This window comes from Methylobacterium sp. NFXW15 (genome assembly GCF_049887755.1).
Taxonomy (GTDB): domain Bacteria; phylum Pseudomonadota; class Alphaproteobacteria; order Rhizobiales; family Beijerinckiaceae; genus Methylobacterium.
The window spans coordinates 412,120-436,349 of sequence record NZ_JAGEKG010000001.1 but is presented as its reverse complement, the minus strand read 5'-3'; the positions used below and the strand labels follow the sequence as shown (position 1 = coordinate 436,349).

General features: G+C 68.6%; 22 protein-coding genes. 13 read left to right on the top strand and 9 right to left on the bottom strand.

All coding sequences use genetic code 11. The features are described from left to right. Positions 1-4 precede the first annotated feature (4 nt). The 3 genes from J4O73_RS02060 to J4O73_RS02050 all read left to right on the top strand — a co-directional run bounded on the left by J4O73_RS02060 (position 5) and on the right by J4O73_RS02050 (position 2,533). Positions 5-742, top strand: a complete 738-nt coding sequence (locus J4O73_RS02060; protein WP_426214240.1) for a peptidase inhibitor family I36 protein — start codon at positions 5-7, stop codon at positions 740-742. A 126-nt stretch (positions 743-868) separates the two neighbouring features. After that, on the top strand, positions 869-2,263 hold the full coding sequence (locus tag J4O73_RS02055; protein WP_426214239.1) for an MFS transporter: 1,395 nt from the start codon (positions 869-871) through the stop codon (positions 2,261-2,263). Between the two features lie 114 nt (positions 2,264-2,377). Further along, entirely contained in the window at positions 2,378-2,533 is a 156-nt protein-coding gene (locus J4O73_RS02050) for a hypothetical protein (RefSeq protein WP_426214238.1), read from the top strand. A 66-nt stretch (positions 2,534-2,599) separates the two neighbouring features. Here J4O73_RS02050 and J4O73_RS02045 read toward each other — a convergent pair whose 3' ends face one another. After that, positions 2,600-2,956 carry an SWIB/MDM2 domain-containing protein gene (locus tag J4O73_RS02045; protein ID WP_426214237.1) on the bottom strand — a complete coding sequence of 119 codons (357 nt, stop codon included), beginning with the start codon at positions 2,954-2,956 and terminating at the stop codon, positions 2,600-2,602. 451 nt (positions 2,957-3,407) lie between these two features. Here J4O73_RS02045 and J4O73_RS02040 point away from each other — a divergent pair, with 451 nt between their 5' ends. After that, positions 3,408-3,842: a PRC-barrel domain-containing protein gene (locus tag J4O73_RS02040; protein ID WP_426214870.1), complete on the top strand. Its 435-nt coding sequence runs from the start codon at positions 3,408-3,410 to the stop codon at positions 3,840-3,842. A gap of 6 nt (positions 3,843-3,848) precedes the next feature. On the opposite strand, the gene J4O73_RS02035 is transcribed toward J4O73_RS02040, so the two are convergent. Beyond that, on the bottom strand, positions 3,849-4,244 hold the full coding sequence (locus J4O73_RS02035; protein WP_426214236.1) for a hypothetical protein: 396 nt from the start codon (positions 4,242-4,244) through the stop codon (positions 3,849-3,851). Positions 4,245-4,523: 279 nt separating this feature from the next. Here J4O73_RS02035 and J4O73_RS02030 point away from each other — a divergent pair, with 279 nt between their 5' ends. From J4O73_RS02030 to J4O73_RS02005, 6 genes are all read left to right on the top strand, one after another. Further along, positions 4,524-5,276: a PRC-barrel domain-containing protein gene (locus J4O73_RS02030; protein ID WP_426214235.1), complete on the top strand. Its 753-nt coding sequence runs from the start codon at positions 4,524-4,526 to the stop codon at positions 5,274-5,276. Then, a complete protein-coding gene (locus tag J4O73_RS02025) occupies positions 5,273-6,664 on the top strand; it encodes an MFS transporter (RefSeq protein WP_426214234.1) in 1,392 nt (463 codons plus the stop codon). Before J4O73_RS02030 ends, J4O73_RS02025 begins: the two co-directional genes overlap by 4 nt. Positions 6,665-6,864: 200 nt before the next feature. Then, on the top strand, positions 6,865-8,634 hold the full coding sequence (locus J4O73_RS02020) for an ABC transporter ATP-binding protein (protein WP_426214869.1): 1,770 nt from the start codon (positions 6,865-6,867) through the stop codon (positions 8,632-8,634). 141 nt (positions 8,635-8,775) lie between these two features. After that, positions 8,776-9,705: a glutaminase gene (locus J4O73_RS02015; protein WP_426214233.1), complete on the top strand. Its 930-nt coding sequence runs from the start codon at positions 8,776-8,778 to the stop codon at positions 9,703-9,705. A gap of 67 nt (positions 9,706-9,772) precedes the next feature. Further along, entirely contained in the window at positions 9,773-11,164 is a 1,392-nt protein-coding gene (locus J4O73_RS02010) for an MFS transporter (RefSeq protein WP_426214232.1), read from the top strand. A 74-nt stretch (positions 11,165-11,238) separates the two neighbouring features. Further along, on the top strand, positions 11,239-12,252 hold the full coding sequence (locus tag J4O73_RS02005; RefSeq protein ID WP_426214231.1) for an adenosine kinase: 1,014 nt from the start codon (positions 11,239-11,241) through the stop codon (positions 12,250-12,252). A 60-nt stretch (positions 12,253-12,312) separates the two neighbouring features. Here J4O73_RS02005 and J4O73_RS02000 read toward each other — a convergent pair whose 3' ends face one another. After that, positions 12,313-13,287 carry an NADPH:quinone oxidoreductase family protein gene (locus J4O73_RS02000; RefSeq protein ID WP_426214867.1) on the bottom strand — a complete coding sequence of 325 codons (975 nt, stop codon included), beginning with the start codon at positions 13,285-13,287 and terminating at the stop codon, positions 12,313-12,315. A 194-nt stretch (positions 13,288-13,481) separates the two neighbouring features. Between J4O73_RS02000 and J4O73_RS01995 the strand changes: the two genes are divergently transcribed. Continuing rightward, positions 13,482-13,769 (top strand): GIY-YIG nuclease family protein, encoded by a 288-nt coding sequence (locus tag J4O73_RS01995; RefSeq protein ID WP_426214230.1) that lies wholly within the window; start codon positions 13,482-13,484, stop codon positions 13,767-13,769. 173 nt (positions 13,770-13,942) lie between these two features. Here J4O73_RS01995 and polA read toward each other — a convergent pair whose 3' ends face one another. The 6 genes from polA to J4O73_RS01965 all read right to left on the bottom strand — a co-directional run bounded on the left by polA (position 13,943) and on the right by J4O73_RS01965 (position 21,212). Further along, complete coding sequence (gene polA, locus J4O73_RS01990) at positions 13,943-17,071, bottom strand: DNA polymerase I (protein ID WP_426214229.1); 3,129 nt, start codon at positions 17,069-17,071, stop codon at positions 13,943-13,945. A gap of 25 nt (positions 17,072-17,096) precedes the next feature. Next, positions 17,097-17,231, bottom strand: a complete 135-nt coding sequence (locus J4O73_RS01985) for a hypothetical protein (RefSeq protein WP_426214228.1) — start codon at positions 17,229-17,231, stop codon at positions 17,097-17,099. Between the two features lie 128 nt (positions 17,232-17,359). Then, positions 17,360-17,614, bottom strand: coding sequence for a hypothetical protein (locus tag J4O73_RS01980; protein WP_426214227.1), 255 nt, complete (start codon positions 17,612-17,614; stop codon positions 17,360-17,362). A gap of 134 nt (positions 17,615-17,748) precedes the next feature. After that, positions 17,749-19,338: a UdgX family uracil-DNA binding protein gene (locus J4O73_RS01975; protein ID WP_426214226.1), complete on the bottom strand. Its 1,590-nt coding sequence runs from the start codon at positions 19,336-19,338 to the stop codon at positions 17,749-17,751. Next, positions 19,338-20,552, bottom strand: a complete 1,215-nt coding sequence (locus tag J4O73_RS01970) for a putative DNA modification/repair radical SAM protein (protein WP_426214865.1) — start codon at positions 20,550-20,552, stop codon at positions 19,338-19,340. Before J4O73_RS01970 ends, J4O73_RS01975 begins: the two co-directional genes overlap by 1 nt. Positions 20,553-20,639: 87 nt before the next feature. Continuing rightward, complete coding sequence (locus J4O73_RS01965) at positions 20,640-21,212, bottom strand: regulatory protein RecX (RefSeq protein ID WP_426214225.1); 573 nt, start codon at positions 21,210-21,212, stop codon at positions 20,640-20,642. Positions 21,213-21,352: 140 nt separating this feature from the next. On the opposite strand from J4O73_RS01965, the gene J4O73_RS01960 reads away from it, so the two are divergent. Next, positions 21,353-22,756: a TAXI family TRAP transporter solute-binding subunit gene (locus J4O73_RS01960; protein WP_426214863.1), complete on the top strand. Its 1,404-nt coding sequence runs from the start codon at positions 21,353-21,355 to the stop codon at positions 22,754-22,756. Positions 22,757-22,818: 62 nt separating this feature from the next. Further along, the gene (locus J4O73_RS01955; protein WP_426214224.1) at positions 22,819-24,225 is read left to right on the top strand and encodes a TAXI family TRAP transporter solute-binding subunit; all 1,407 of its coding nucleotides are present in this window, start codon (positions 22,819-22,821) and stop codon (positions 24,223-24,225) included. Positions 24,226-24,230 lie beyond the last annotated feature (5 nt).

The following is a 24,230-nucleotide window of genomic DNA, read 5'->3' as shown; positions in this document are numbered from 1 at the left end:
GGCCATGGACATCGCGCTCGACAGGGCCGAGTGGCAGCACGCGCCGACCGGCATCGTGGTCTCCCCGGAACGCCTGCCGGCCGAGCAGGGCGGTGGCGCCCTCGTTGTGGCGGCGCCTCCGGCGGACGAGCCGCGCGCGCCCGCCGGAAAGGTCGGCGCCCGCCACGTGATCCCGGCCCTGCTCGTCGCGGGCTGGGGCGGCCTCTTCGCGTATTGCGCAACCTACCTGCGCGAGGACCTTCCCTTCCGCCCGTCCGCTCCCGCCGAGGACACCCGTCGCCCCGACGACGCCCGGCGGAAGGTGGTGGTGCTGCCGGATCTGCCGCCGGACGTGGCACCCGCTGCGCCGCCGGCCGAGACCCGGCTCGCTGTCGCCGCGCCGGTGCCCGCCCCCGACGCGATCCAGGCCGTGGCGCCCACCGCCGCCCGTCGTCCGGCGCAGGCCAGCGCGGAGTATGTCGGCACCTGGGGGCCGACACCCGCCGCCTGCCTCAGCCCGACCCGCCGCCGGGGCTACCTGCCCGCCACGATCTCGGCCGACCGGGCGCGGGCGGGGCGAACCACCTGCACCTTCCATGACGGCCATCGCAGCGGCGCCGCGTGGCTCATGGCGGCCGAGTGCAGCGATCGCGGCCGCCGCTGGTCGTCGCAGGTCCGCCTCCTCGTGGAAGGCGATCGGCTGACTTGGACCAGCAATCGCGGCACCTCCACCTATGTCCGCTGCGGTCGCCGCGCCGGTTGACCGGCGCTCATCGCCTCGTGCGGTGACATAAGACACGTCGAGCCCCTCGACGCTGGCGCTCGCCTGCGCGAGAGCGTGGGCCCCTCCCCCTTCACGGCCCGTTCCGGCGCCGCAGGAGCGCGCAGCATGGCTGAGATCGCGGCCGGGACCGCCGCGGCCCCCTCGCAGGATGGATTGCCGATCCGCGAACGGCGCCTCGCGATGGCGGCCATCGCGTTGGCGATGACCATGGCCGTCCTCGACGGGGCGATCGTGAACGTCGCCCTGCCGGTCTTGGCCAAGGACCTCTCGGTGCAGCCGTCGGACGCGATCTTCGTGGTCAACGCCTATCAGATCGCCGTCACCGCGAGCCTGCTGCCCTTCGCCTCGCTCGGCGACATCTTCGGCTTCCGGCGCGTCTACCTGCCGGGACTCGCGGTCTTCATTGCGGCCTCCCTCGCCTGCGCCCTCGCACCGACCCTGCCCCTGCTCGTCATGGCGCGGATCGTCCAGGGACTCGCCGGGGCGGCGATCATGAGCGTGAATATCGGCTTCGTCCGGTTCATCTACCCGCACAAGATCATCGGGGCCGGGGTGGCCAACGTCGCGCTGGTGGTGGCGGTGGCCTCCGCCGCCGGGCCGACCGTCGCCGCCGCCATCCTCTCGGTGGCCGATTGGCCGTGGCTCTTCCTCGTCAACGTGCCGGTGGGCCTGCTGGCGCTGGCCGTTGCCTCGCGGACCCTGCCCGCGACGCCCGAGAGCCGCAGGCCCTTCGACGCGTTGAGCGCGCTCCTCAATGCTCTGACCTTCGGGTTGCTGATTGTCGGCATCGACCGGCTCGGCGATCCCGGCGCGAAGGGGCAGGCCATCGCCGAGATCATCGGCGCCTTGGTCTTCGGCGTGATCTTCGTAAGCCGCCAAGTCCGCCTGCCCGCGCCGCTGCTGCCAGTCGACCTGTTGCGGATCCCGGCCTTCGCCCTGTCCATGGCCTCTTCAATCTGCGCCTTCGCGGCGCAGATGGCCTGCTACGTGGCGCTGCCCTTCTACTTCCAGGACGTGCTCCACCTGTCGAGCACGCAGACGGGCTTTCTGATGACGCCGTGGCCCATCGCCGTGGCCGTGATGGCACCGATCTCGGGACGTCTTGCCGACCGTTACCCGCCGGGGCTGCTTGGCGGCGTAGGGCTCGTGGTCATGGCCGTGGGCGTCGCGCTCCTTGCCCTGCTGCCGGAGGGGGCGCCGTTCTTCGACATCGTCTGGCGGCTCACCCTCTGCGGGCTCGGATTCGGCCTGTTCCAGTCGCCCAACAACCGCATCATCGTGACCTCCGCCCCGCGCGAGCGCAGCGGCGGGGCGAGCGGCATGCAATCGACCGCACGGCTCACAGGGCAATCGCTCGGAGCCGCCATGGTCGCTGTGCTATTCGGACTCACCCACGGTCTCGGGGCGAGTTGGGCGGTCACCCTGTCGCTCGGCGTGGCCGTCGTGCTCTCCGCCATCGGCGCCTGCACCAGCGCCCTACGTCGGCCGCAGAGCGTCTAGCCCTGGTCCGCATGCGGCGTGACGGTGACGAGCGACCTGCCTAGCTAGACCCTTGGCAAGGGGTCGAGCCCTTCCCCGAGTAGAGGGGGGATGAAGTCGAAGAGCTTGCCGCCAATGCGTGGCCGAGCACCGGCGAACGGCGCTGATCTACGACTCGCCCGTGGGGACGAGGTCGCCGATCTCGTGGCCTGCCCGTGCAGCTCGGCCGCCAGCGCCACGATGGGCGCGGCCATGCGGGTCGATGGCGACGTTCTGCAATATCTTGCCTGAACGGAATCGCCGACCGCGAAATCCGCCGCGACCGGCCCTGGGGCCGGTCCGGCGGGCCGGAGGAACTCAGGCCTTGAGGTGTGCCGCGAGGTGCTTGTTCATCTCGAACATGGAGCACTTATCCTTGCCGAAGACCTTCTTCAGCTTGTCGTCGGCGACGATCTCGCGCTTGTTCTCGGGGTTTTGCAGGTTGTGCTTCTTGATGTATTCCCACACCTTGCTCACCACTTCGCCGCGCGGGAGCGGGCTGGTGCCGACGATGGCGCCGAGCTCGGCCGAAGGCTTCAGCGGCTGCTGAAGGGCATTCGGCTTCGCGGCTGCCGACTTGGCTGCCGGCTTGGCGGTTTTGGCGGGGGCGGAATCAGAAGCAGCCTTCGTGGTCTTGGCCGCCTTCGGCGCAGCCTTCTCCGTCTTCGTCGCCATCAATATCCTCCGATGCTCGGACCTCACCGGGGCGAACCGCGCCCCGTCGCCGCGTCAGCATAGCAGCTTCAACTAAGCGGTGCCGCGCCCGTTCCAAGGGGAAAACGGGTGCTGACCGCCTCAATCCACAGGGCGGACCTGACTTCCGCCCGTTCGGCAAGTGCGCCGAACCTGAATCTTATCGCGCAGGTTGGGATATGAAACATGAACAAAACCATGATTTGCAAGTCTTGGTGACAGGTTCGCACGGTTCTTTTCACCTGCGGACGCTCTGAGCGGCCCTTCGGAGGCCGTTGGACCAGTCTCCGCGTATCCGTCCGGCCTGATGCGGGCCACGTTCCTTCGCTCTGCGAATCGCTTCTCGTGCCTCCCGAGGGAACCGGCGACGGCGGTGCTCGTATGGTTTGGGTATCGTCCTTCGCGATGCCGCGTAGGAGCGAAAGGAGAGATGATGCCCACCGATCTGCCGACCGAACGCGCCGTCAGGAAGCCGGGCACGATGGAACTCGATCCGGCGGGCGAGGGCATCGCCCTCGACGAGACCCCGCGCCTCATCGCCTCGAACAAGGTCGAAGGCACCGCCGTCTACGACGGCACCGGCCGCCACCTCGGCTCGGTCCACAATTTCATGGTCGATAAGGTGTCGGGGCAGGTAGCCTACGCCGTCCTGGCCTTCGGGGGCTTCCTCGGACTTGGGGAAAACCACCATCCGCTGCCTTGGCGGGCCCTTCGCTACAGCACGGAGCTGGGCGGCTATGTGGTCGACGTCGATCCCGGCGCCCTCGCCGGGGCGCCGAGCCACGGGCCGGGCGAGGACAGCTTCGCCGACCCGGATTATCAGAAGCAGCTCGAGGACTATTACGGCAGCCGGTTCCAGGCTGCCTGAGGCGCCTCAGAACTTGCCGCCGAGTCCGACGGAGCCGCCGGGGGTGAGGGCGGGGGCCATGCTGCTGGAGCCACCGCTGCGCCCGTCGCTGCCCTCGAGATCCTCCCGGCGGATGCGACGTTCGCTCGCATCGGCGGAGCGGCTTGCACTGCCTGCGTTCTTGGGGATGGCGATGTTGCGGGTCGGCGCGGCCGGGAGGGGGCGGCCCTCTTCATCGACGCTCGCCGAATGGGCCTGACGGTTCGGAATCGTGCCGCGCAGGGACGGGGGCAGGCCGACCTCCGTCTCGGGCATCACGCCAGCGGTGCCGCCGAGCGCCTGACAGCCCGCGAGACCGCCCGCGGCCAGGGACACGGCGAGAAGCAGGGCGGGCGCGGTGCCCGACGACGAGATGCGCGACATGGATGGTTCCTTACGCGGACCCCGATCGTCCGGGCCGCAGATCATATCTTCGGATCTAAGCTGGGGTTGCGGCGAAAAACAGACGCAACCCTTCCAACGAAGCCGCCGTCCCATCGATGCGGGGCCCGGACGGCGCGGATCTTGCGGCCTGTTGCCGTGAGCCCACAGACCTGATCCATAACTTCGCCCAGGTCGGACGTTACCCCCGTCCTGCCGCGCCGGATTCGGGCGGCACGGCTCCCCGCCTGGCCGCCCATCGGATTTCACAGAGGACGACGCGTGCGTACTACCAGTCGGATGATCGCGGCCATGATGCTCGCCCTGGGGGCGACGGGGGCCGCCGCCCAGACACCGCCGCCCGGCGGTGAGGGCGCCTCCGGCCCGGGTGCCGCGCCCGCACCGGTCGCAGCGCCGCCTGCCGTCGTGCCGTCCGCGCCTCCCGCCGCCCCGGTTTCCCCGGCCGTGCCGTCTGCTTCCGTCCCCGCGGCGCCTCCCGCCACGGGGTCGGCCGCTGGGGCGCCGCCGCAGCAGGGCACGCCCGCGACCGTCCTCGACACGTCGGATTACGAGAGCCTGCTCGGCCGGAGCGTTCGCAGCGCGCAGGGGGACGAACTCGGCCGGGTGATCGACGTGATCATCGACAAGGAAGGCCATCCCCGCGCAGCCATCATCGATTTCGGTGGCTTTCTCGGCGTGGGCACCCGCAAGATCGCCGTGGATTGGCGTGCCTTGCGTTTCGCCTCGGACGGCAAGGAGCGCCGACTCTCCGTCGCGCTGACCCGCAATCAGGTCCGCGTCTCGCCGGAATACAAGTCGGGCGAGCCCATCGTCGTGCTCGGCCCCGCGAGTGGGACCACCCCGCCGGACGGTGGTGACCAGGCGGGCGCGACCCCCGCCGGGCAGACGGCCGCGCCCGCGAGCCCGCCTGCCCCCCCTGTCCAGCCGACACCCGCCGCTTCGGCTCCGGCCGCGCCGCCTCAGGCTGCGCCGCCCTCCGCAGCAGCTTCGCCCGAGAGGGCTCAAGATAAATGACGGTGGCCGGTTTGAAGGCACGGCCCCTCGTTCCGGCGGCTCCGGCGCGCAACGCCAGAGGTGATGAGCCGCGGCAGGAGCTTCCGGCCGAGATGCGCCCGCGGATCGTCGCGTCGGCGGAGCCGGTCGCGGGGCCTCCCGCCCCGGAGGGGCAGGGAGCTCCGGTCTCGACCGTGAGCCGCCGGGGCCTCGACGCGTTCGCCTTCTTCGTGGCCAACCTTCAGACCGGGTTCGGGCCGTTCCTGGCCGTCTATTTCTCCCAGGCGAAATGGACCCAATCGGATATCGGCTTCGCGCTGACGGTCGGCAGCCTCGTAGGCCTGCTCGGGCAGGTGCCGGGAGGCGCCTTCGTCGATGCCGCGCGCTCCAAGCGGTTCGCGGCCGGAGTGGCAGTCATCGCGGTCGCGGGCAGCGCCCTGGCGCTCGCCGTATGGCCGAGCTTCCTCGTCGTGCTCTTCGCCATGGCCCTGCACTCGGCGGCGAGTTGCGTCCTCACTCCCGCCATCGCCGCCATCAGTATCGGCCTCGTCGGCCATGCCCGGGCGGGTGAGCGCCTCGGGCGCAACGCGAGCTTTCAGGCGCTCGGCAACGCCATCGCCGCAGCGGGCATGGGCGCCTGCGGGTATTATCTCTCGAATGGAGCTGTGTTCTATCTCACCGCCGCCCTCGGGGTCCCCGCGGTGATGGCCCTGTCGGCGATCCGCGCCAGCGAGATCGAAGCCAATTCGCGCGTCTCCGAGGAGGCGAGCCCCGCCCCGTTCGAGGGGCGCGGGGGCTTGCGGGCATTGCTGGCCAATCGCGGCCTGCTCAGCTTCGGCGCCTGCATGATGCTGTTCTTCCTCGCCAACGCGGCGATGATGCCCCTCGTCGGCAGCGTCCTGACCCTTCGCGCGAGCGAGACCGCGACCGCGCTGGTGGCAGCCTGCATCATGGTTCCGCAGGCGGTGCTTGCCGTGTGTGCACCGGCGGTCGGGCGGGCGACGGAACGGTTCGGGCGATACCCGGTGCTGCTCGTCGGCTTCGCAGCCCTGCCGTTGCGCGGCCTGCTCCTCGCCTCCACCACGAATCCCTACGGCCTCGTAGCAATCCAGGTACTCGACGGCGTGTCCGCCTCGGTGCTCGGGGTAATGGTGCCTCTCGTCGTCTCGGATCTGACGCGCGGCACGGGGCGGTTCAATCTTGCGCTCGGCGCCGTGGGCACCGCCATGGGCATCGGCGCCGCCCTCTCGACCTCGATCGCGGGCATCATGGCCGACAGGCTCGGGAGCCACAGCGCGTTCCTCGGCCTCGCCTTCCTGGGCTTTGCCGCCTTCATACTCGTGGCCTTGATCATGCCGGAGACGCGTCGATCGCGCGTGCCCGAAGCGACGGGGGCGCAAGCCCCCTGACCGGCGCGGCATCGCTTTCGCTTGAGCGATCCCCTCAAGCTATGTTCAGCTTGGTGGACTAAAAGCACGCGATCCGGAACGTCACACTGCAACGTATGGCAACGCTGCTGCGTTGGCGCTACGGGACGGACTTGCCCTCAATACCGCATGCTCGCACGGTTGCCGCCGGCCGGTCACGCGAGAACGGAATGGTCGCCACGATGGAAGAACTCCACCGATACGCCGAACGGCCCTTTGCCTTCGTCGGACGGTATTTGCGCCGCCGCTGGCTGCCGCATCTGGTCATCCTCATCTCGGTGCTCGGCGCGGTCGGCTTCTCGGTCTCGACCGACTACGCCCTGAAGGGGGTCGTCGATGCGCTCACCAAGGGGCCGGGTCCGGCCAATACCGGCATCTGGAGCGCGCTGACGGTCCTCATCGCGTTCATCGCGATCGACAACATGCTCTGGCGAGTGGCCGCGCTGACGGGCGCCTTCACCTTCGTCGGTGTCACGGGCGATATTCGTCGCGACCTGTTCCGGCACCTGACCGGACACTCGCCCACCTTCTTCTCGGACCGTCAGCCGGGCACCCTGGCCAGCCGCATCACCGCGACCTCGAACGCGATCTTCACGGTCGAGAACATGTTCGTGTTCAACGTGATGCCGCCGACGGTCGCGGCCTTCGGCTCGATCGCCTACATCGCCACCGTCAGCCTGACCATGGCCGGAATCCTGGCCGGCATCTTCGCGGCGGTCGTCGTGCTGATGTTCAAGATGGCCTCGGCGGGCAAGCCGCTGCACCACGACTTCGCCGCCAAGGCCGCGAGCGTCGATGGCGAGATGGTCGACCTCGTCGGCAACATGTCCCTCGTGCGCGCCTTCTCGGCCTTCAAGCGCGAGGGGGTCCGCTTCGAGGGCACCGTCGCCACCGAGATGCGGGCGCGTCGTTCGTCGCTCCTCTACCTCGAGAAGCTGCGCATCGTTCACGCAATCCTCACCGTGCTCGCGATCCTCGGCCTTCTCTACTGGTCGATCCGGCTGTGGGAGGTCGGGCAGGCGACCAACGGGCAGGTGGTGCTGGTCTGCACGCTCGGCATCCGAATCCTGGCCGCCACCCGCGATCTCGCCGTCGCGCTGGTCGATGCCACGCAGCACACGGCTCGCATGTCCGAGGCCCTGCACACCCTGCTGCAGCCGCACGACCTCGTGGACCATCCCGAGGCGCAGCCGCTGGCAGGTCAGGGCGCCAAGATCGAGTTCGAGCACGTGGCGTTCAACTATCCCGACGGGCGCAGTGTCTTCACCGATTTCGACCTGACCATCGAGCCCGGCCAGCGGGTCGGCCTCGTCGGCAAGTCGGGCGGCGGCAAGTCGACCCTGTTCTCGCTGATCCAGCGCTTCTATGACGTGCAGTCTGGCTCGATCCGCATCAACGGGCAGGACATCGACCGGGTGACGCTGGATTCCCTGCGCGAGTTCATCACCGTCGTCCCGCAGGACGTGTCGATGTTCCACCGGACGCTGCGCGAGAACATTCGCTACGGGCGGCCGGACGCCACCGACGAGGAGGTCTGGCAGGCGGCCGAGGCAGCCCATTGCACCGACTTCATCAAGGCCCTGCCGGAGGGCTTCGACACCATCGTCGGCGACCGGGGCGTGAAGCTCTCGGGCGGCCAGCGCCAGCGCATCGCCATCGCCCGCGCGATCCTGAAGAACTCGCCGATCCTGCTTCTCGATGAGGCGACTTCGGCGCTGGACGCGGAATCCGAGCAGGCGATCCGCCACGCGCTGGCCAACCTCATGAAGGGCCGCACGGTGATCGCCATCGCCCACCGCCTCTCGACGCTTCAGGATTTCGACCGCATCGTCGTGCTGGAAGGCGGCCGGATCGCGCAGGACGGCTCGCCGGAGAAGCTCACGCATCTCGACGGCTTCTTCCGCGAACTGATGAAGAAGGAAACGATGGGCGCGACGCTCGCCGCCGCGTGACGCCGGGCCCGGTCCTTGCTTAAAGGACCGGGATCCCAAAGGGATCATCCCTTTGGTGGGGTCGGGGCAAAGCTCCGATCATGGCAGGGCGCCGCCCTGTGCCCGCAAAAGGTCTCGGACCTTTTGAAACCCTGACTGGCCATGCCCGATCTCGATAGCGTCGTCCGTGAAATCTCTGAGGAGATGGCCGCACGGCCCGATCGCGGCACGGTGGCGGACTACATTCCCGAACTCGCCCATGTGGACCCGAACCGGTTCGGCATGGCGGTGATCGACGGGGACGGGCGCGTGAGCGCGGGTGGGGACAGCGAGGTGCTGTTCTCGATCCAGAGCATCTCGAAGGTCTTCACCCTCACCCTGGCGCTGGGCATGATCGGTGACCGCTTGTGGCGGCGTGTCGGCCGGGAGCCCTCGGGCAATCCGTTCAACTCCATCGTCCAGTTGGAGCGGGAGCGCGGGGTGCCGCGCAACCCCTTCATCAATGCCGGGGCCATCGCGGTGACGGACGTGATCCTCTCCGGTCACGAGCCGCGCGAGGCGCTGGGCGAGATCCTGCGCTTCATGCAGTTCCTGGCGCAGGACCCGAGTGTCTTCATCGACGAGAAGGTCGCGGCCTCCGAACGGCGCACGGGCTTTCGCAACTCGGCGCTCGCCTATTACATGAAGTCCTTCGGAGTGATCGAGAATCCGGTCGATTACACCCTCGGCGTCTACTTCCACCATTGCGCCATCGCGATGACCTGCCGCCAACTCGCCACGGCGGGGCAGTTCCTGGCCCATAACGGCATGAACCCGGCCACCGGCTTCAACGTCGTATCGCCTGAGCGGGCGCGCCGCATCAACGCGATCATGCTGACCTGCGGCCATTACGATGGCTCGGGGGATTTCGCCTACCGGGTCGGCCTGCCCGGCAAGAGTGGCGTCGGCGGCGGCATCTTCGCCGTGGCACCGGGCAAGGCGTCCATCGCCGTCTGGTCGCCCGGACTCGACGCCGCCGGGAATTCGCATCTCGGCCGCATCGCTCTGGAACGTCTGACGCAGCGGATGGGATGGTCGGTCTTCGGAGTGTGACCTTAGCCTTGCGCCTCTGCTCTTTCCGGGGCAAGCGGCGCAGCGATCCCATGAACGAGCCACCTCCATGACGACACGTGCGGCGTCCCACGATCCGGGCCTGATCGTCGCCCGGCTCGATCGGCTGCCCGCGACGCGGAGCGTCTGGCGCATCGTGGCGCTGCTCGGTCTCGGCTTCTTCTTCGAACTCTACGATCTGCTCTTCACCGGATATGTGGCACCGGGCCTCGTCAAGGCGGGGATCCTGACGCCGACCACGCCGGGCCTCTTCGGGGCGACGGGGGTCGCGGGCTTCATCGCTGCCCTCTTCACCGGCCTGTTCATCGGCACGGTCGCCTGTGGCTGGCTCGCGGACCGGTTCGGGCGGCGAGCGATCTTCACGTGGTCGCTCCTGTCCTACACGGCGGCCAACGTCGTCATGGCCTTCCAGACCGAGGCGTTCGGGCTGAACCTCTGGCGGCTCATCGCCGGGATCGGGCTGGGGCTCGAGATGGTGACCATCGGCAGCTACCTGTCGGAACTGGTGCCGAAGGCGATCCGGGGCCGGGCCTTCGCCCTGTGCCAGGCGATCGGCTTCTGCGCGGTGCCCGTCGTCGCATTCCTGTCCTACCTGCTGATCCCGCTCTCGCCGTTCGGGCTCGATGGCTGGCGCTGGGTCGCGCTCATCGGCGCCTTGGCGGCGGTGCTGGTCTGGTGGATGCGCTCCGGCCTGCCCGAGAGCCCCCGCTGGCTCGTGGAGCGCGGCCGGATCGCCGAGGCTGAGGCGGTGATGACCAAGCTCGAAGCGCGGGTCGAGGCGGAATACGGCCGTTCCCTCCCGCCACCGGGGGCGCCCCAGCGCGCCACCCCGCGCGGCGCCTTCCGCGATATGTGGAAGCCGCCCTATCGGCGCCGCACCCTGATGATGGCGGGGTTCAACATCTTCCAGACGGTGGGCTTCTATGGCTTCGCCAACTGGGTGCCGACCCTGCTGATCGGGCAAGGCATCACCATCACGTCGAGCCTCGCCTACACCGCGCTCATCGCGCTCGCCGCGCCGGTCGGACCGCTGATCGGCTTGCTCATCGCCGATCGGTTCGAGCGCAAGCACGTCATCGTGGCGGCGGCGCTCGTCTACATCGCCTGCGGCCTCGCCTTCGCGCAGATGCGCGACGTCACCGCCATCGTCGCCCTCGGCATCGGCCTGACGCTCGCCTCGAACGTCATGTCCTACAGCTTCCACGCCTATCAGGCCGAGCTGTTCCCCACCGGCATCCGGGCACGGGCGGTGGGCTTCGTCTATTCCTGGAGCCGCTTCTCGGCGATCTTCACGGGCTTCATCATCGCCTTCGTCCTGCGTGAGCAGGGCACGGCGGGCGTGTTCGTGTTCATCTCCGCCGCCATGCTCGTGGCGGGCGGCCTCGTCGGCTTGCTCGGGCCGCGCACGCGGGACGTGGCCTTGGAAGACATCGCGGGGTGAGATGACCGCCGAGCCTTGATCCTGCGGGCGCCCGGTGTCACAGCCGCCGGAATTCTTGGCAGACGGATCAACTCATGGCGGCCCCCCTCGACCTCCTCGTCCTCGGCAACGCCATCGTCGATGTGATCGCACGCACCGATGATGCCTTTCTGGAGAAGGAGGGCATCGCCAAGGGTGCAATGACTTTGATCGATGAGCCGCGTGCGGAATCGCTGTTCCAGGCCATGGGTCAGTCGACGATCGTCTCCGGCGGTTCGGGCGCCAACACCGCCGTGGGCGCCGCGATGCTCGGGGCGAAGACCGCCTTCATCGGCCGCGTCCGCGACGACGAGTTGGGCCACCTGTTCCGCCATGATCTCAAGGCCACGGGCGTCGGCTTCGATGTGCCCGCCGCCACGGACGGCCCGGCCACGGCCCGCTGCCTGGTGCTGGTGACGCCGGATGGCGAGCGCACCATGAGCACCTATCTCGGCGCCTGTCAGGGTCTGGGACCGGATGAGGTCGATAAGGAGACGGTCGCCTCCGCCCGCGTCGTCTACCTCGAAGGCTACCTGTGGGATCCGCCCGCCGCCAAGGACGCGTTCCGCAAGGCGGTCGAGATCGCTCACCGCGCGGGCAACGCCGTGGCGCTGACCCTCTCCGACGCCTTCTGCGTCGGCCGCTATCGCGACGAGTTCTTGGGGCTCATCCGGGACGGCAGCATCGACATCCTGTTCGCCAATCTTGGCGAGCTGAAGAGCCTCTACGAGACCGACGACGAGGAGAAGGCCGTGGCGGCGCTCCGCGACGAGCGCAACGGGCGCGGCATGCACATGCTCGGCCTCGTCACTCGCTCGGAGAAGGGCGCCCTCGTCGTCCATGGCGGCCATGTCCGGGAGGTGGCGGCGAGCCCCGCGGAGCACCTGGTCGACACGACCGGCGCGGGCGATCTGTTTGCCGCCGGCTTCCTGGCCGGCCATGCCCGCGGGCTCGACCACGCCGCCAGCGCCCGCCTCGGCGCTCTGGCCGCAGCAGAAGTGATCCAGCATATCGGCGCCCGGCCGCAGGCGGATCTGGTGATGCTCGCGCGGGAGAAGGGGCTGCTGTAAGGGACGCCTCATAAGTTCAGCCCCGTCATTGCTTCGTTTCACTCGCAATGACGGAGGCAGCTACACCCGCAGCAGGACCTTCCCCACGGCTTCCCGCCGGATCAGCACCCCGAACGCCTCGCGGTACGCGTCCAGCGGATAGACGCCATGGACCTTGGCGGTGAGCTTGCCCTCTGCCACCCAGGCGAGCAGCTGCGCCTGATCGGCCCGGTGAGCCTCCGGGTCGCGCTCGGTAAAGGCGCCCCAGTGGACGCCCTGCACATCGAGTTCCTTCAGCAGGATCAGGTTGAGCGGCAGGCGGGGAATCTCGCCCGCCGCGAAGCCGATCACGAGGTAGCGCCCCCGCCATGCCAGAGACCGCAGGGCGGGCTCCGCGAAGGCATCGCCGACCGCATCGTAGACCACATCGACACCCGCCCCGCCGGTGAGGCGGCGCAGGTCGTCCTTGAGCGTCTCGGGCTTGTAGACGAGGCCCTCGGCGGCCCCGTGGGCATAGGCGGCGGCGAGCTTCTCCTCGGACGAGGCGCAGGCAATGACCTTCGCGCCCATCAGCGCCCCGAGTTCCACCGCCGCGAGCCCGACCCCGCCCGAGGCGCCGAGCACGGCCAGCCACTCACCCGCCTTGAGCTTCGCCCGGTTGGCGAGCGCGTGGAGGGTGGTGCCATAGGTGATGGTGAGCCCGGCCGCCTGCTCGTCCGGCACGCCGTCCGGCACGGGGGTGAGCCTCGTTGCATCGATGGCGATGCGCTCGGCGCAGCAGCCGTATCCGGCATGGATCACCACACGCTGCCCAACCGCGAGACCGCTGACACCCTCGCCCACCGCCTCGACCACGCCGACACCCTCGCCCCCCGGCGAGAAGGGCAGGGGCGGCTTCACCTGATAGCGTCCGGCGACGATCAGCGTGTCGAAGAAGTTCAGCGCGGCCAGGGTGATGCGAACGAGAGCCTGCCCGGGCGCGGCCTCGGGATCCGGCCGCTCGGTGATGGCGAGGGCGTCCGCGCCGTCGAGGCTCTGGCAGAGGAGGGCCCGCATCATTTCGCTCCCGGTGTTCTCGTGTCGCCACACAGCTTGCGGACGTAGCGCGTCCCTGGATTGCTTCGCTTCGCTCGCAATGACGATGGATAGCGAAGAAGGATCCTGTGGACACGATGCTTCCCGTCTTTGCGAGCGAAGCGAAGCAATCCAGGGGTCCGCGACCTCCAACGCAATCCACCGCGAGAGCCGCCGTGCGCGTGCCACACGTCTACATCATGGCCAGCCGCCGCAACGGTACGCTCTATGTCGGCGTCACCTCCGATCTCGCCCGGCGTGCCTATGAACATCGCGAGGGATTGCTTCCAGGCTTCACGCGACAATACGGCTGCAAGCTCTTGGTTTGGTACGAAGCGTATGACCGGATGACCGAAGCGATCGATCGCGAGAAGCAGATCAAAGCCGGGTCTCGCAAACGCAAGCTGGCACCGATCGAGGCGATGAACCCGGACTGGAACGACCTGTACCCCGGCCTCGCGTGACACCGAGCGGCGTCGCGGAGCCCTGGATGGCTTCGCTTCGCTCGCAATGACGGTTCTAAGCCACATCCGTCATGGCGAACGCAGTGAAGCCATCCAGGGTAGCGGGCCGCCTCCGGACGTAGCGCTTCCCTGGGGTGCTTCGCTTTGCTCGCAAAGACGGCATTGAGTCGGCCTCAATGCGCCTCCTGCCAATTCAAGGCAGCCTTGGCTTCCACCACGAGCGGCACCTTGAGCGTCAGGGCGGGGGCGGGGGCCTCTTCCATGACGGAGGCGATGATCGGGATCGCGGCCTCGACCTCGTCCTCGCGCGCTTCGAACACCAGTTCGTCGTGGACCTGCAGCAGCATGGTCACGCCAAGGCGTTTGGCCGCCAGAGCGGTCTCCATACGGGTCATCGCCCGGCGGATGATATCGGCGGCCGAGCCCTGGATCGGCGCGTTGATCGCCTGCCGCTCCACGCTCGCCCGCTCGGAGGGGTTGTTCGAGCGGATTTGCGGGTAGTGGCACACCCGGCCAAACAGGGTGGTGACGTAGCCCTTGTCCCGGCAACTGCGCTTCGTCGTGTCGATGTAGTCCCGGATGCCGGGGAACTGCTCGAAATACTGCTTGATGAAGGCCGACGCCTCCTCGCGGCCGATGCCGAGGCGGTCGGCGAGGCCGAAGGCCGAGATGCCGTAGATGATGCCGAAATTGATGGTCTTCGCCCGGCGGCGCAGATCGGGCGTCATCTCCTTCAGCGGTACGCCGAACATCGCACTCGCCGTAGCGGCGTGGATGTCGATGCCGTCCTCGAAGGCTTTGCGCAGTTCGGGGATGTCGGCCATGTGCGCGAGGAGGCGCAACTCGATCTGCGAGTAATCGGCCGAGATCAACTTCATGCCCGGCGCCGCCACGAAGGCCCGGCGAATGCGGCGCCCTTCCTCCGTCCGCACGGGGATGTTCTGCAAATTCGGCTCGGAGGAAGAAAGACGGCCCGTCGTCGTCGCGGCGAGGGAGAACGAGGTGTGGACCCGCTGCGTCTCCCGGTCGGCATGGGTCTGGAGCGAGTCGGTATAGGTCGATTTCAGCTTCGAGAGCTGCCGCCATTCGAGGATCTTCTTGGGCAACTCGTGCCCCGCCTGAGCCAGCTCCTCCAGCAGCGTCGCGGGCGTCGCCCATTGGCCGGAGGGCGTCTTCTTGGCGCCGGGCAGGCCCATCTTGCCGAACAGGATGTCGCCGATCTGCTTCGGTGAGCCGACTGAGAATTTTTCCCCCGCATCCTCCTGGATCTCTTCCTCGAGACGCACGAGGATCTGGGAGAAATCGCCCGACAGGCGGCTCAGCATGTCCCTGTCGACGCGGATGCCCGCCATCTCCATCCGGGCGATGACCGGCAGGAGCGGTCGCTCCAGCGTCTCGTAGACGGTGACGCGTTTCTCGGCGACGAGGCGCGGCTTCATCATCCGCCACAGGCGCAGCGTCACGTCCGCATCCTCGGCGGCGTAGGCGGTGGCCTTGTCGAGGGCGACCCGGTCGAAGGTGACCTTGGCGCGACCGGTCCCGGCGACGTCCGAGAAGGTGATCGGCTGGTGGCCGAGATGGCGGCGGGCGAGTTCGTCCATGCCGTGCCCGCCCTTGCCGGCATCGAGCACGTAGGAAATCAGCATCGTGTCGTCCAACGGCGCGACCTCGATGCCGTATCGGGAGAACACGACCCAATCGTATTTCAGGTTCTGCCCGACCTTGAGCACCCCGGGATTTTCGAGAAGCGGCTTCAGCCGGGCGATGGCATCGGCCAGCGGAATCTGGCCGGGCACCGGTTCCACCACGTCGCTCGCCGCCGCCCCCTGGCCGAACAGGTCACCGGCATCGGTCGTCGGTCCGGTCGCGGTCCGCAGGTGGGCCAGGGGAATGTAGCAGGCGCGTCCAGGCGCCACGGCTAGGGACACGCCGACGAGTCCCGCGCGGAAGGAATCGAGCGAGTCGGTCTCGGTATCGACCGCGACCACTCCGGCTTCTTCCGCCTCGGCGATCCAGGCATCGAGTTGCTCGACCGACATCACCGTCTCGTAGGCGGCGGTATCGAACGGCTTTACCGCTTCGCCCGCCCGTGCCGCCACGAGGGCGCCCGGCGTGGGCTCGGCGGGGCCACGGGGCTTCGGAGCCTCATCCGGCAAGCCGAGATCGGCAAAGGGATCGACCTCGCCCCCCTCGGGCGGAGCGGCACCCGGTGGACGCTCGGCCCCGGCTGCGGCGGTTTCGGGGTCCGGCGGCAGGCTGTCGCCGAAGAATGGCACTGCGCCGTCCTGCGCCTTCGCGCCCGGCGCCAGGGACGGGTCGGGCTTCACCTTCTCCGGATCGACATGGAGCATCTGTGCGATGCGCCGCGTCAGGGTGTTGAACTCCATCGCCTTCAGGAAGCCGACGAGCTTCTCCGGGTCGGGCTTCGGCACGGCGAGGTCATCGAGATCGACGGGGACCGGCACGTCCTCCATCAGCGCGACGAGTTTTCGCGAGAGCTTGGCTTGATCGATGTTGGCGAGCAGTGTCTCCCGGCGCTTCGGCTGCTTGATCTCGGCCGCCCGCTCCAGCAGCGCCTCGAGGGAGCCGAATTCCTTGATCAGGGCGGCAGCGGTCTTCAGGCCGATGCCGGGAACGCCGGGCACGTTGTCCGAGGTGTCGCCGATCAGCGCCAGCGCGTCGCCGATCTGGTTCGGGCTCAGGCCCTCCCATTTGGCGATGATGGCGTCCACGTCGAGGTTGCGCTCGGGCCGGTAGCCCGGCTTCCCCTTGGCTCCGGATTCGAAATCGTAGAATCGCACCAGCGGGCCGACGAGCTGCATCAGGTCCTTGTCGGAGGAGACGATGATGACGCCCGCGCCCCGCGCCTCCGCCTGCCGGGCATAGGTGGCGATGAGATCGTCGGCCTCGTAGCGTTCCAATTCGATGGCGTGCAGGCCGAAGGCGCGCACGGCATCGCGCATCAGCGGCATCTGGCGCTTCAGGTCGTCGGGCGCATCGGGGCGGTGGCCCTTGTAGTCGGGGAACATTTCCTTGCGGAACGAGCCCTCCGACTTGTCGAAGACGATGCCGAGATGCGTCGGCATGATGCCCGCCGCGCCATCCTGCAGGAACTGCGCGATCTTGGTGCAGAACAACCGCACCGCCCCGGTCGGCAGACCGTCAGAGGGGCGGGAATTGTACTTCTGATCTTGGTTGATCGACTGAAAATAGGCCCGGAAAATGAACGACGATCCATCGACCAGGATCACCTGATCGCCGGGGCCGACGGACTTGGAAGCAGGAGCGGACTCGGCAGGCATCGATTTCCGGGGCTCGCGGCAAGCGTCAACGATCCGGCGGTGACCCGAGTTCGGCTTCGGCCGCCGCGACGAGGATGGGAACCTCGTCGTGAATGGTCAGCCGGACGATGTCCAGCGAGACTCCATCATACATGGGGCGATAGACATTGCCTGCATCCATCACCTGCCGCCATGGAAGACGGGGATGGGGTCCGCAAGCGTCAGCTCCGATGCGTCGGCGCGCTTCAGGCATGAGAGCGGCGAGGCACGCTGGCCTCGCCGCTCTCATTCACTGGTCTCTTGTTTCGATCAGCAGCGGTTGCCGCCGCTGGTCTGGCCGTATTGCTTCACCGGCCGGGTCTGCTGGTTGGCGTTGCCTTCGGCGGCCGAGCTCGGGCGGCAATAGCCGGGATGAGCCTCGTAGAAGGGCGTGTCGTGGACGCCGATCGAGCCGGTGTAGAGCGGGCCGGTGTCGCGGGCGAACGGATAGGCCATCGCGGAGGTGACGGGGGCAGCGGCACCGATGACGAGGGCGGCGACAACAGCGGCAATGCGGGTCTTCATGGCTATATCTCTCTCCGTGTGCAGTGCGGATCGGTTGTTCCGTCCGCTTCGTCTGTCATGAGAGGGATATGGGTCGCTCTTTCCCGGTGCGACGTGCCTGCTCGCACGCGGCACGAGGGATTAAAGCAGTCTGCCTAGGCCGCGAGCTCGGCGCCGAGCGCGGCAATACGCTTCAGGTCCTCCAAGAAGGCGGCGTAAGCCTCCTCTTTCGCGTCGTCGGGCAGGCGAAGCAGGTAGGAGGGGTGAACCGTGATGTAGCCCTGGAAGCGGTTGTCCAGCCGGTCGAAGCGGAACGGCCCCCGTGAGCGGGTGATCGGGATCGATTTGCCCGTCAACGCCAGCACGGCGGTGGCGCCCAAAGCCACGACGAGCTTGGGCGCCACGAAATCCAACTCCCGGTCGAGCCACCAGCGGTAATGGCTGACTTCGCCCGCCGTGGGTTTCTCGTGGATGCGGCGCTTGCCGCGCAGGGTGAATTTGAAGTGCTTCACCGCGTTGGTGAGGTAGCTCGCCTCCCGGTCGATCCCGGCTTCCGCCATCGCGCGGGTCAGGAGTTGGCCCGCCGGGCCGACGAAGGGGCGGCCCTTCAGATCCTCCTGGTCGCCGGGTTGCTCGCCCACGAAGGCGACCGTGGCGCCGATCGGGCCTTCGCCCAGCACGGCTTGGGTCGCTCCCGGCACGAGGGGTTCGGTGCGGGCGATGATCGCGTTGAGATCGTCCAGGCTCTTCGGATCCTGATCGGCCATCGCGGCGACGGCTCGGGCGGGTTCGCGGCGTGCGGGCACGGTGGGCTCCCTCTCGATCATCTGCTCGGTCCGCGCCGAGGCCCCGCGCAGCAGGGCGGGGATGGCGGCCGTTTCGGGCATGTTGTGCCAATACTTCTTCGGCATCTCGGCCTTCATCGCCCTCGGATTGACGCGGGCGGGGTTGAAGGTCGTCTCGTAGTAGGTCTGCCAGCCGGCCTCGAAGCCGTCGCCCTCGGGCAGGTCGGCCTTGCTGCCCGGCGGGCCGTAGGACAGCGCCTCGCCGTCCCAGATGGCCCGTCCCTCGGGCGTCAGGATGGTCCAGCGCATCCCGGCGAAGCGCCGCACGAAGAACGGCGCGGCGGATTCCAGAATATGATGGTCGGGCTCGAACCACGCGACAAAGCGCTCGCCCGCCTCGCCCTCGATCCGGCGGAAACGGAGGAAGGCGTGCATCTTGTGCAGGTCGCGCGCGATCGCTTTGGCCATGCGGGTCAGGCGGTGCACGAGCGGATCGCTCGCCACCTCCATCAGATGCCGCTCGCCGTGGAGGCTGCGCCAGATCAGGCTGTAGAGGAGGCCGTACCGCTCGGGATCCCGGTGCGGCACGACCTGCGGAATCAGGGCGGCTACGGCGCGGGGCAGGGCGAGGGGCGTTTGCGCGCCGGGCTCCGCTCCTCCACCGAACAGGGACGGCGTGGTCTCGACGCCCCAGCTCACGGCTTCCGGCGGCACGCCCCGGGCCACGAGGCGCCGGGCGGCATCGCGGAAACCGGGAAGGTCGGCGCCGGGGCGGAGGAGAATGGTGTGGGGGGCATGACGGCCTGTTTTCCAACCCGCGCCCTCATCCTGAGGTGCGGCTTCGGCCGCCTCGAAGGAGGGCTCCAGAGCGCGCGGCGATCCCTGGATCTCTCCTTCGAGGCCGCCGCCCGGCGTCGGCGCCTCAGGATGCGGGCGTGGTCGGGAGGAATGTTCCTCCATCAGAACAGGCTCAGCTGCTGCTGCACCGGATCGACGAGGCGGGTGCGCAGGTCGAGCCGGTCAGTCAGGGCGACCGGCCGGTGGTCGGCGGCGACGAGGAAGGGGCGAGCGCGCTTGAGGCTCGAGGTCAGCCGGGCCACGTCGTCGAGGCGCAGGGTCGTGTGCTTGCGCGCCTTCACGATCTTCTCGACGGCCCGCGCCCCGAGGCCGGGCACGCGCAAGAGCATCTCGCGATCGGCCTTGTTCACATCGACGGGGAACTTGTCCCGGTTCTTCAGCGCCCAGGCGAGCTTGGGATCGATGTCGAGGGCCAGCATGCCGCCCTCGGAGGCCGAAGCGACCTCCTCCGCCGAGAATTCGTAATAGCGCAGCAGCCAATCCGCTTGGTACAGCCGATGTTCGCGGGCCAGCGGCGGTGGCTTCAGGGGCAGGATCTGCGAGCCATCGGGGATTGGACTGAAGGCCGAATAATAGACGCGCTTCAAGCCGACGCTGCCGTAGAGGTTCTCGCTCTTGGCGATGAGCGCCGCGTCGGTGGTGTCGTCGGCGCCGACGATCACCTGCGTCGATTGCCCGGCAGGGGAAAAGCGGCGGCGTTCGGCCTTGGCCTCGATGATCCGCTCGCCGATCTGCGCCATGGCGCCCTGGATCGCCGCGCCATCCTTTTCCGGCGCGAGCCGACCCAGGCTCGCCTCGGTCGGAAGCTCGACATTGATCGACAGGCGGTCGGCATAGAGCCCCGCCTCTTCGATCAACCACGGGCTCGCCTCGGGGATCGACTTCAGATGGATGTAGCCCGCGAAACCGTGGTCCCGGCGTAGGGACTTGGCCACGCGGGTGAGCAGTTCCATCGTATGGTCGGGCGACTTGATGATGCCCGAGGAGAGGAACAGGCCCTCGATATAGTTACGCTTGTAGAAGTTGACGGTGAGGTTCACCACCTCCTCGACGGTGAACTTCGCCCGGCGCACGTTCGAGGAGCGCCGGTTCACGCAATAGGCGCAATCGAACAGGCACCAGTTCGTGAGCAGGATCTTCAACAGGGAGATGCAGCGCCCATCCGGCGTGTAGGCGTGGCAGATCCCGGCGCCCGTTGTGGAGCCGAGCCCGTCCTTGCCCGCCGCGCGCTTGGGCGCGCCGGACGACGAGCAGGAGGCGTCGTATTTCGCGGCATCGGCGAGGATGCGCAGTTTCGTCGCGAGAGCTTCGTCCATGGAACGGAAGATGAACACTCTATCCGGAGACTCAAGGGGTAGACTCGAGGCCCGGAGGAATGCTCCCGGGCCGGATCGCCGCACCCCTCAGGGAACGTCGTCCGCCTCGACGATCCGCCGGGCGAGGGCGAAGGGAAAGCCCTGCCGCGCCAAGCTGCCGAGGTCGCGTTCGCGGTACTCGGCCCGCCGCGCCGCCGGGCGGTAGGGGCCGAGGCGGCGGCGCTTGGCATAGGCCCAGGCCGCCTTCTCCTCGCTGTCCTCCTCGTTCAGCGTGTCGCGCTCCGCCTCCATGACCGCCTCGACCACCTCGCGCGGGACGCCCTTGGCTGCGAGCTTGGCGCTGGCACCGCGGCGCGACGCGCCCCGGCGGCGCAGGGCAGCGAGACGCCCCTCGGCGAAGCGGGCATCGTCGACCAGACCCGCCGAGATGGCGCGGGCGACGGTCGTCTCCACCATCGGCGCGAAGTCGGACGGCTCCTCGCCACGCGCCCGCGCCCGCTTCTCGACCCGCCGGAGCAGCGTCCGGCGCAGCATCTCGGTGGAGGCGCTGTAGCGCTGCAGATAGTCGAGCGCGGCCCGTTCGAGCCACGCTGCGCTGACCGGCCGCGGCGGGGTGGGAGGTGTCTCCGGCCCGGAAGATGCAACGCTGGGGCGCTTCACGTGTTCTTCACGATCTGGACAGGTTTGCGCTTCATGAACGACCCATGGAACGCGCGCAACGCGACAGGCCGGGCTCCGTCCCTCCTCATGCCGTGTCGGGGGCACTGCAGAGGAAGCTGCGCTCTGCCGCAGCCATCCTGATGCGGCGCGAATGGCTCCTCCTGATGGTGGCGCTCGGTCTCGTCGTCCTGGCGAGCGGGGTGTTCTACCTATCGCGCCCGACCGTGCTCACCGTGGCGGTCGGTCCGCAGGATGGGCCCGAGGCCTCACTGATCGACGCTTATGCGGCGGCCCTCGACCGGGCCCGTGAGGATGTCCGCCTCAAGGTGGTCCGCTACGAGGACGTGCGCGACAGCGGTCTCGCGCTCCAGCGCAACAAGGCAGACCTTGCGGTGGTGCGGCCCGATGTCTTCCTGCCCGAGAACGGCCTGACGCTGGCGATCCTGCACGACGAGGCCCTGCTCGTCGCCCGGCCGGAGCAGAGCGAGATCGATGATTTTCCCGATCTCGCCCGCAAGCGCCTCGGCATGGTGGTGCGGCACGGGGCGGATCTGCCCTTCCTCGCCAACGTCCTGTCCTTCTACGATCTCGTGCCCGATACGGCGACGGGCGAGGAGGCGGCCGAGCCGGGAGCCGGGCACGTCACGGTGGTGCCGCTAAAGCCCGGAGAGATCGCCCAAGCCATTGCGGACAAGCGCGTGGATGCGGTCGCGGTGATCGCGAGCCCGACCTCCAAGGTGGCGTCCACTGTGGTGCGGGCCGTCGAAACCGGCTCGCCGGAGCGCAAGATCGGCTTCGTCTCGATCCCCGACGGCGATGCCATCCTTCAACGCTTCCCGGAACTGCAATCGGTGACGATCCCCGCCGGCACGTTCGGCGGGCGGCCCAAGCGGCCCGAGGAAGAGATTCGCACGGTCGGCGCATCCTACCGGCTGATGGCACGGGGCACCGTGAGCCGGGTCGCCGTCGCCTCCGCGACGCAGCACCTGTTCGAGTGGCGCTCCCGCCTCGCCGCCGCCGCGCCCATCGCCAAGCTGATGAAGGCGCCCGAGTTCGACACCACCGTCGCGGCCACCTCCGCACGGCTGCCGAACCACCCCGGCGCGGTCGATTATTTCGAGCGCGAGCAGCAGACCTTCCTCGATCGCTATGAGGATTACATCTACCTCGTCGCCTTCTTCGGCGGCACGATCGGCTCCGGCTTCGCGTGGCTCGGCCAGCGTCTCGCGCGCAAGCGCCGGGAGCGTATCGACATCGTCCTCGACCGGCTGCTCGACATCCTGCGCGAGATCCGCGCCGCCACGACCATGGCCGAGCTCGATACCATCGTGCTCGAGATCGACGACCTCATCGCCGACGTCGTCGCACAGACCCGCGAGCGGTCGATCGACATGCGCACCGTCAGCGCCCTGATCCTGGCGGTGGACGGCGTCCACGAGGCAGTGGGCGATGCGAGGCGGCGGATCGGCCTGCCGCCGGGCGAGGCGCCCGAGCGCCGCCGCTCAGCTCAGCTCATGGCCCTGCACCTGCCCGCCGCCGAATAGCAGGGCACTCTAAGGCCACGTCTGCGTTGGGCCTGCGCACACGTGCAGGACTAACCCTTCCCATGCCCTCACTGACAGCCTTCGTGATGCGCCGCGAGGTGCTGCTCGTCGCCAGCGTCCTGCTCCTCGGGCTGGCGGGCGCGGCGGCATGGTACCTGCTGCGGCCGACGACGCTGACCATTGCGGTCGCCCCGAAGGACGGCACCGAGCCGGGTCTCATCAAGGCCTATGCCGACGCCCTCGACGCGGGCAACGAGGGCGTCCGCCTCAAGATCCTGTCCTTCGACGACGTGCGCGAGAGCGCGGCCGCCCTGCAGGACGGGCGGGCCGACCTCGCCGTGGTGCGGCCCGACGTGCTGCTGCCGACCAACGGGCTCACGCTGGCGATCCTGCGCGATCAGGCGATGATTCTAGCCTCGCCCGAGCCCTCGGGCATCAAGACCTTCGCCAAGCTCGGCGGCAAGCGGCTCGGCATCGGGGCGCAGAAGGACGCAGATTACTCGCTTCTGCGCAATCTCCTCTCCTATCACGGCCTCACCCTGGAGACGGCGCCCGCGGCCGGGCACCTGGGGGCCACCACGGTGCAACTCGTGCCCGTGGAGACGGAGGCCGTCGCGGCGGCCTTCAAGGAGAAGCGGATCGATGCCTTCCTCAGCATCATCGCGCCTTCGGCGCCGAAGGCCATCGCCCTCGTCGGCGCGGTGCGGTCGGTGGCGAAGGACGGCAAGGTCGAGTTCGTCGCCGTGGAGGACGACGACGCCATCATCGAACGCTTCCCGAAATTGCAGGCGGTGACGATCCCCGGCGGCCTGTTCACGGGACGCCCGAAGCTCCCCGCCGACGACGTGAAGACGGTCGGTGCCTCCTACCGGCTCATGGCCCGCTCGACCCTCAGCCGGGTGGTGGCGGCGGATATCACCCAGCAATTGTTCGAGAAGCGCACGGCGGCAGCGCTTCAGACCGATGCCGCCGAATACGTCCTTGCCCCCGCCTACGAGACGACCGCTGCGGCCACCAGCGCCCGCATTCCGATCCACCCCGGCGCGATCGACTATTACGAGCGCGAGCAGCACGGCTTCGTGGAGCGGTATGGCGACACGCTCTATCTGCTCGGCGCCCTGGCGGGCGGGCTCGTCTCGGTCCTTGCCTGGGTGCGTCAGCGCCTGTCGCGCTTGCAGCACGAGCGCATCGACGACGTGATGGACCGGCTGATCGAGATCACCGGGCAGGCCAGAGCGCTCTCCGATCCCGCCGCCATCGAAGGGCTGACCGTCGAGGTCGATCGCCTCGCCGCCGACGTGGTCCGCTATGCCCGCGAGCGGGAGCCCGACTCGCGGACCATGTCGGCCGTGGCGATTGCCATCGATACGGCCAGGGCGACGATCCATGATTGCCGCCTCGCCGCAACGGGCGAGATCCGCACGGCGCGGCCGACCCATCTCCGGGTGGCGGAGATGGGCGAGGGATAGAGGCG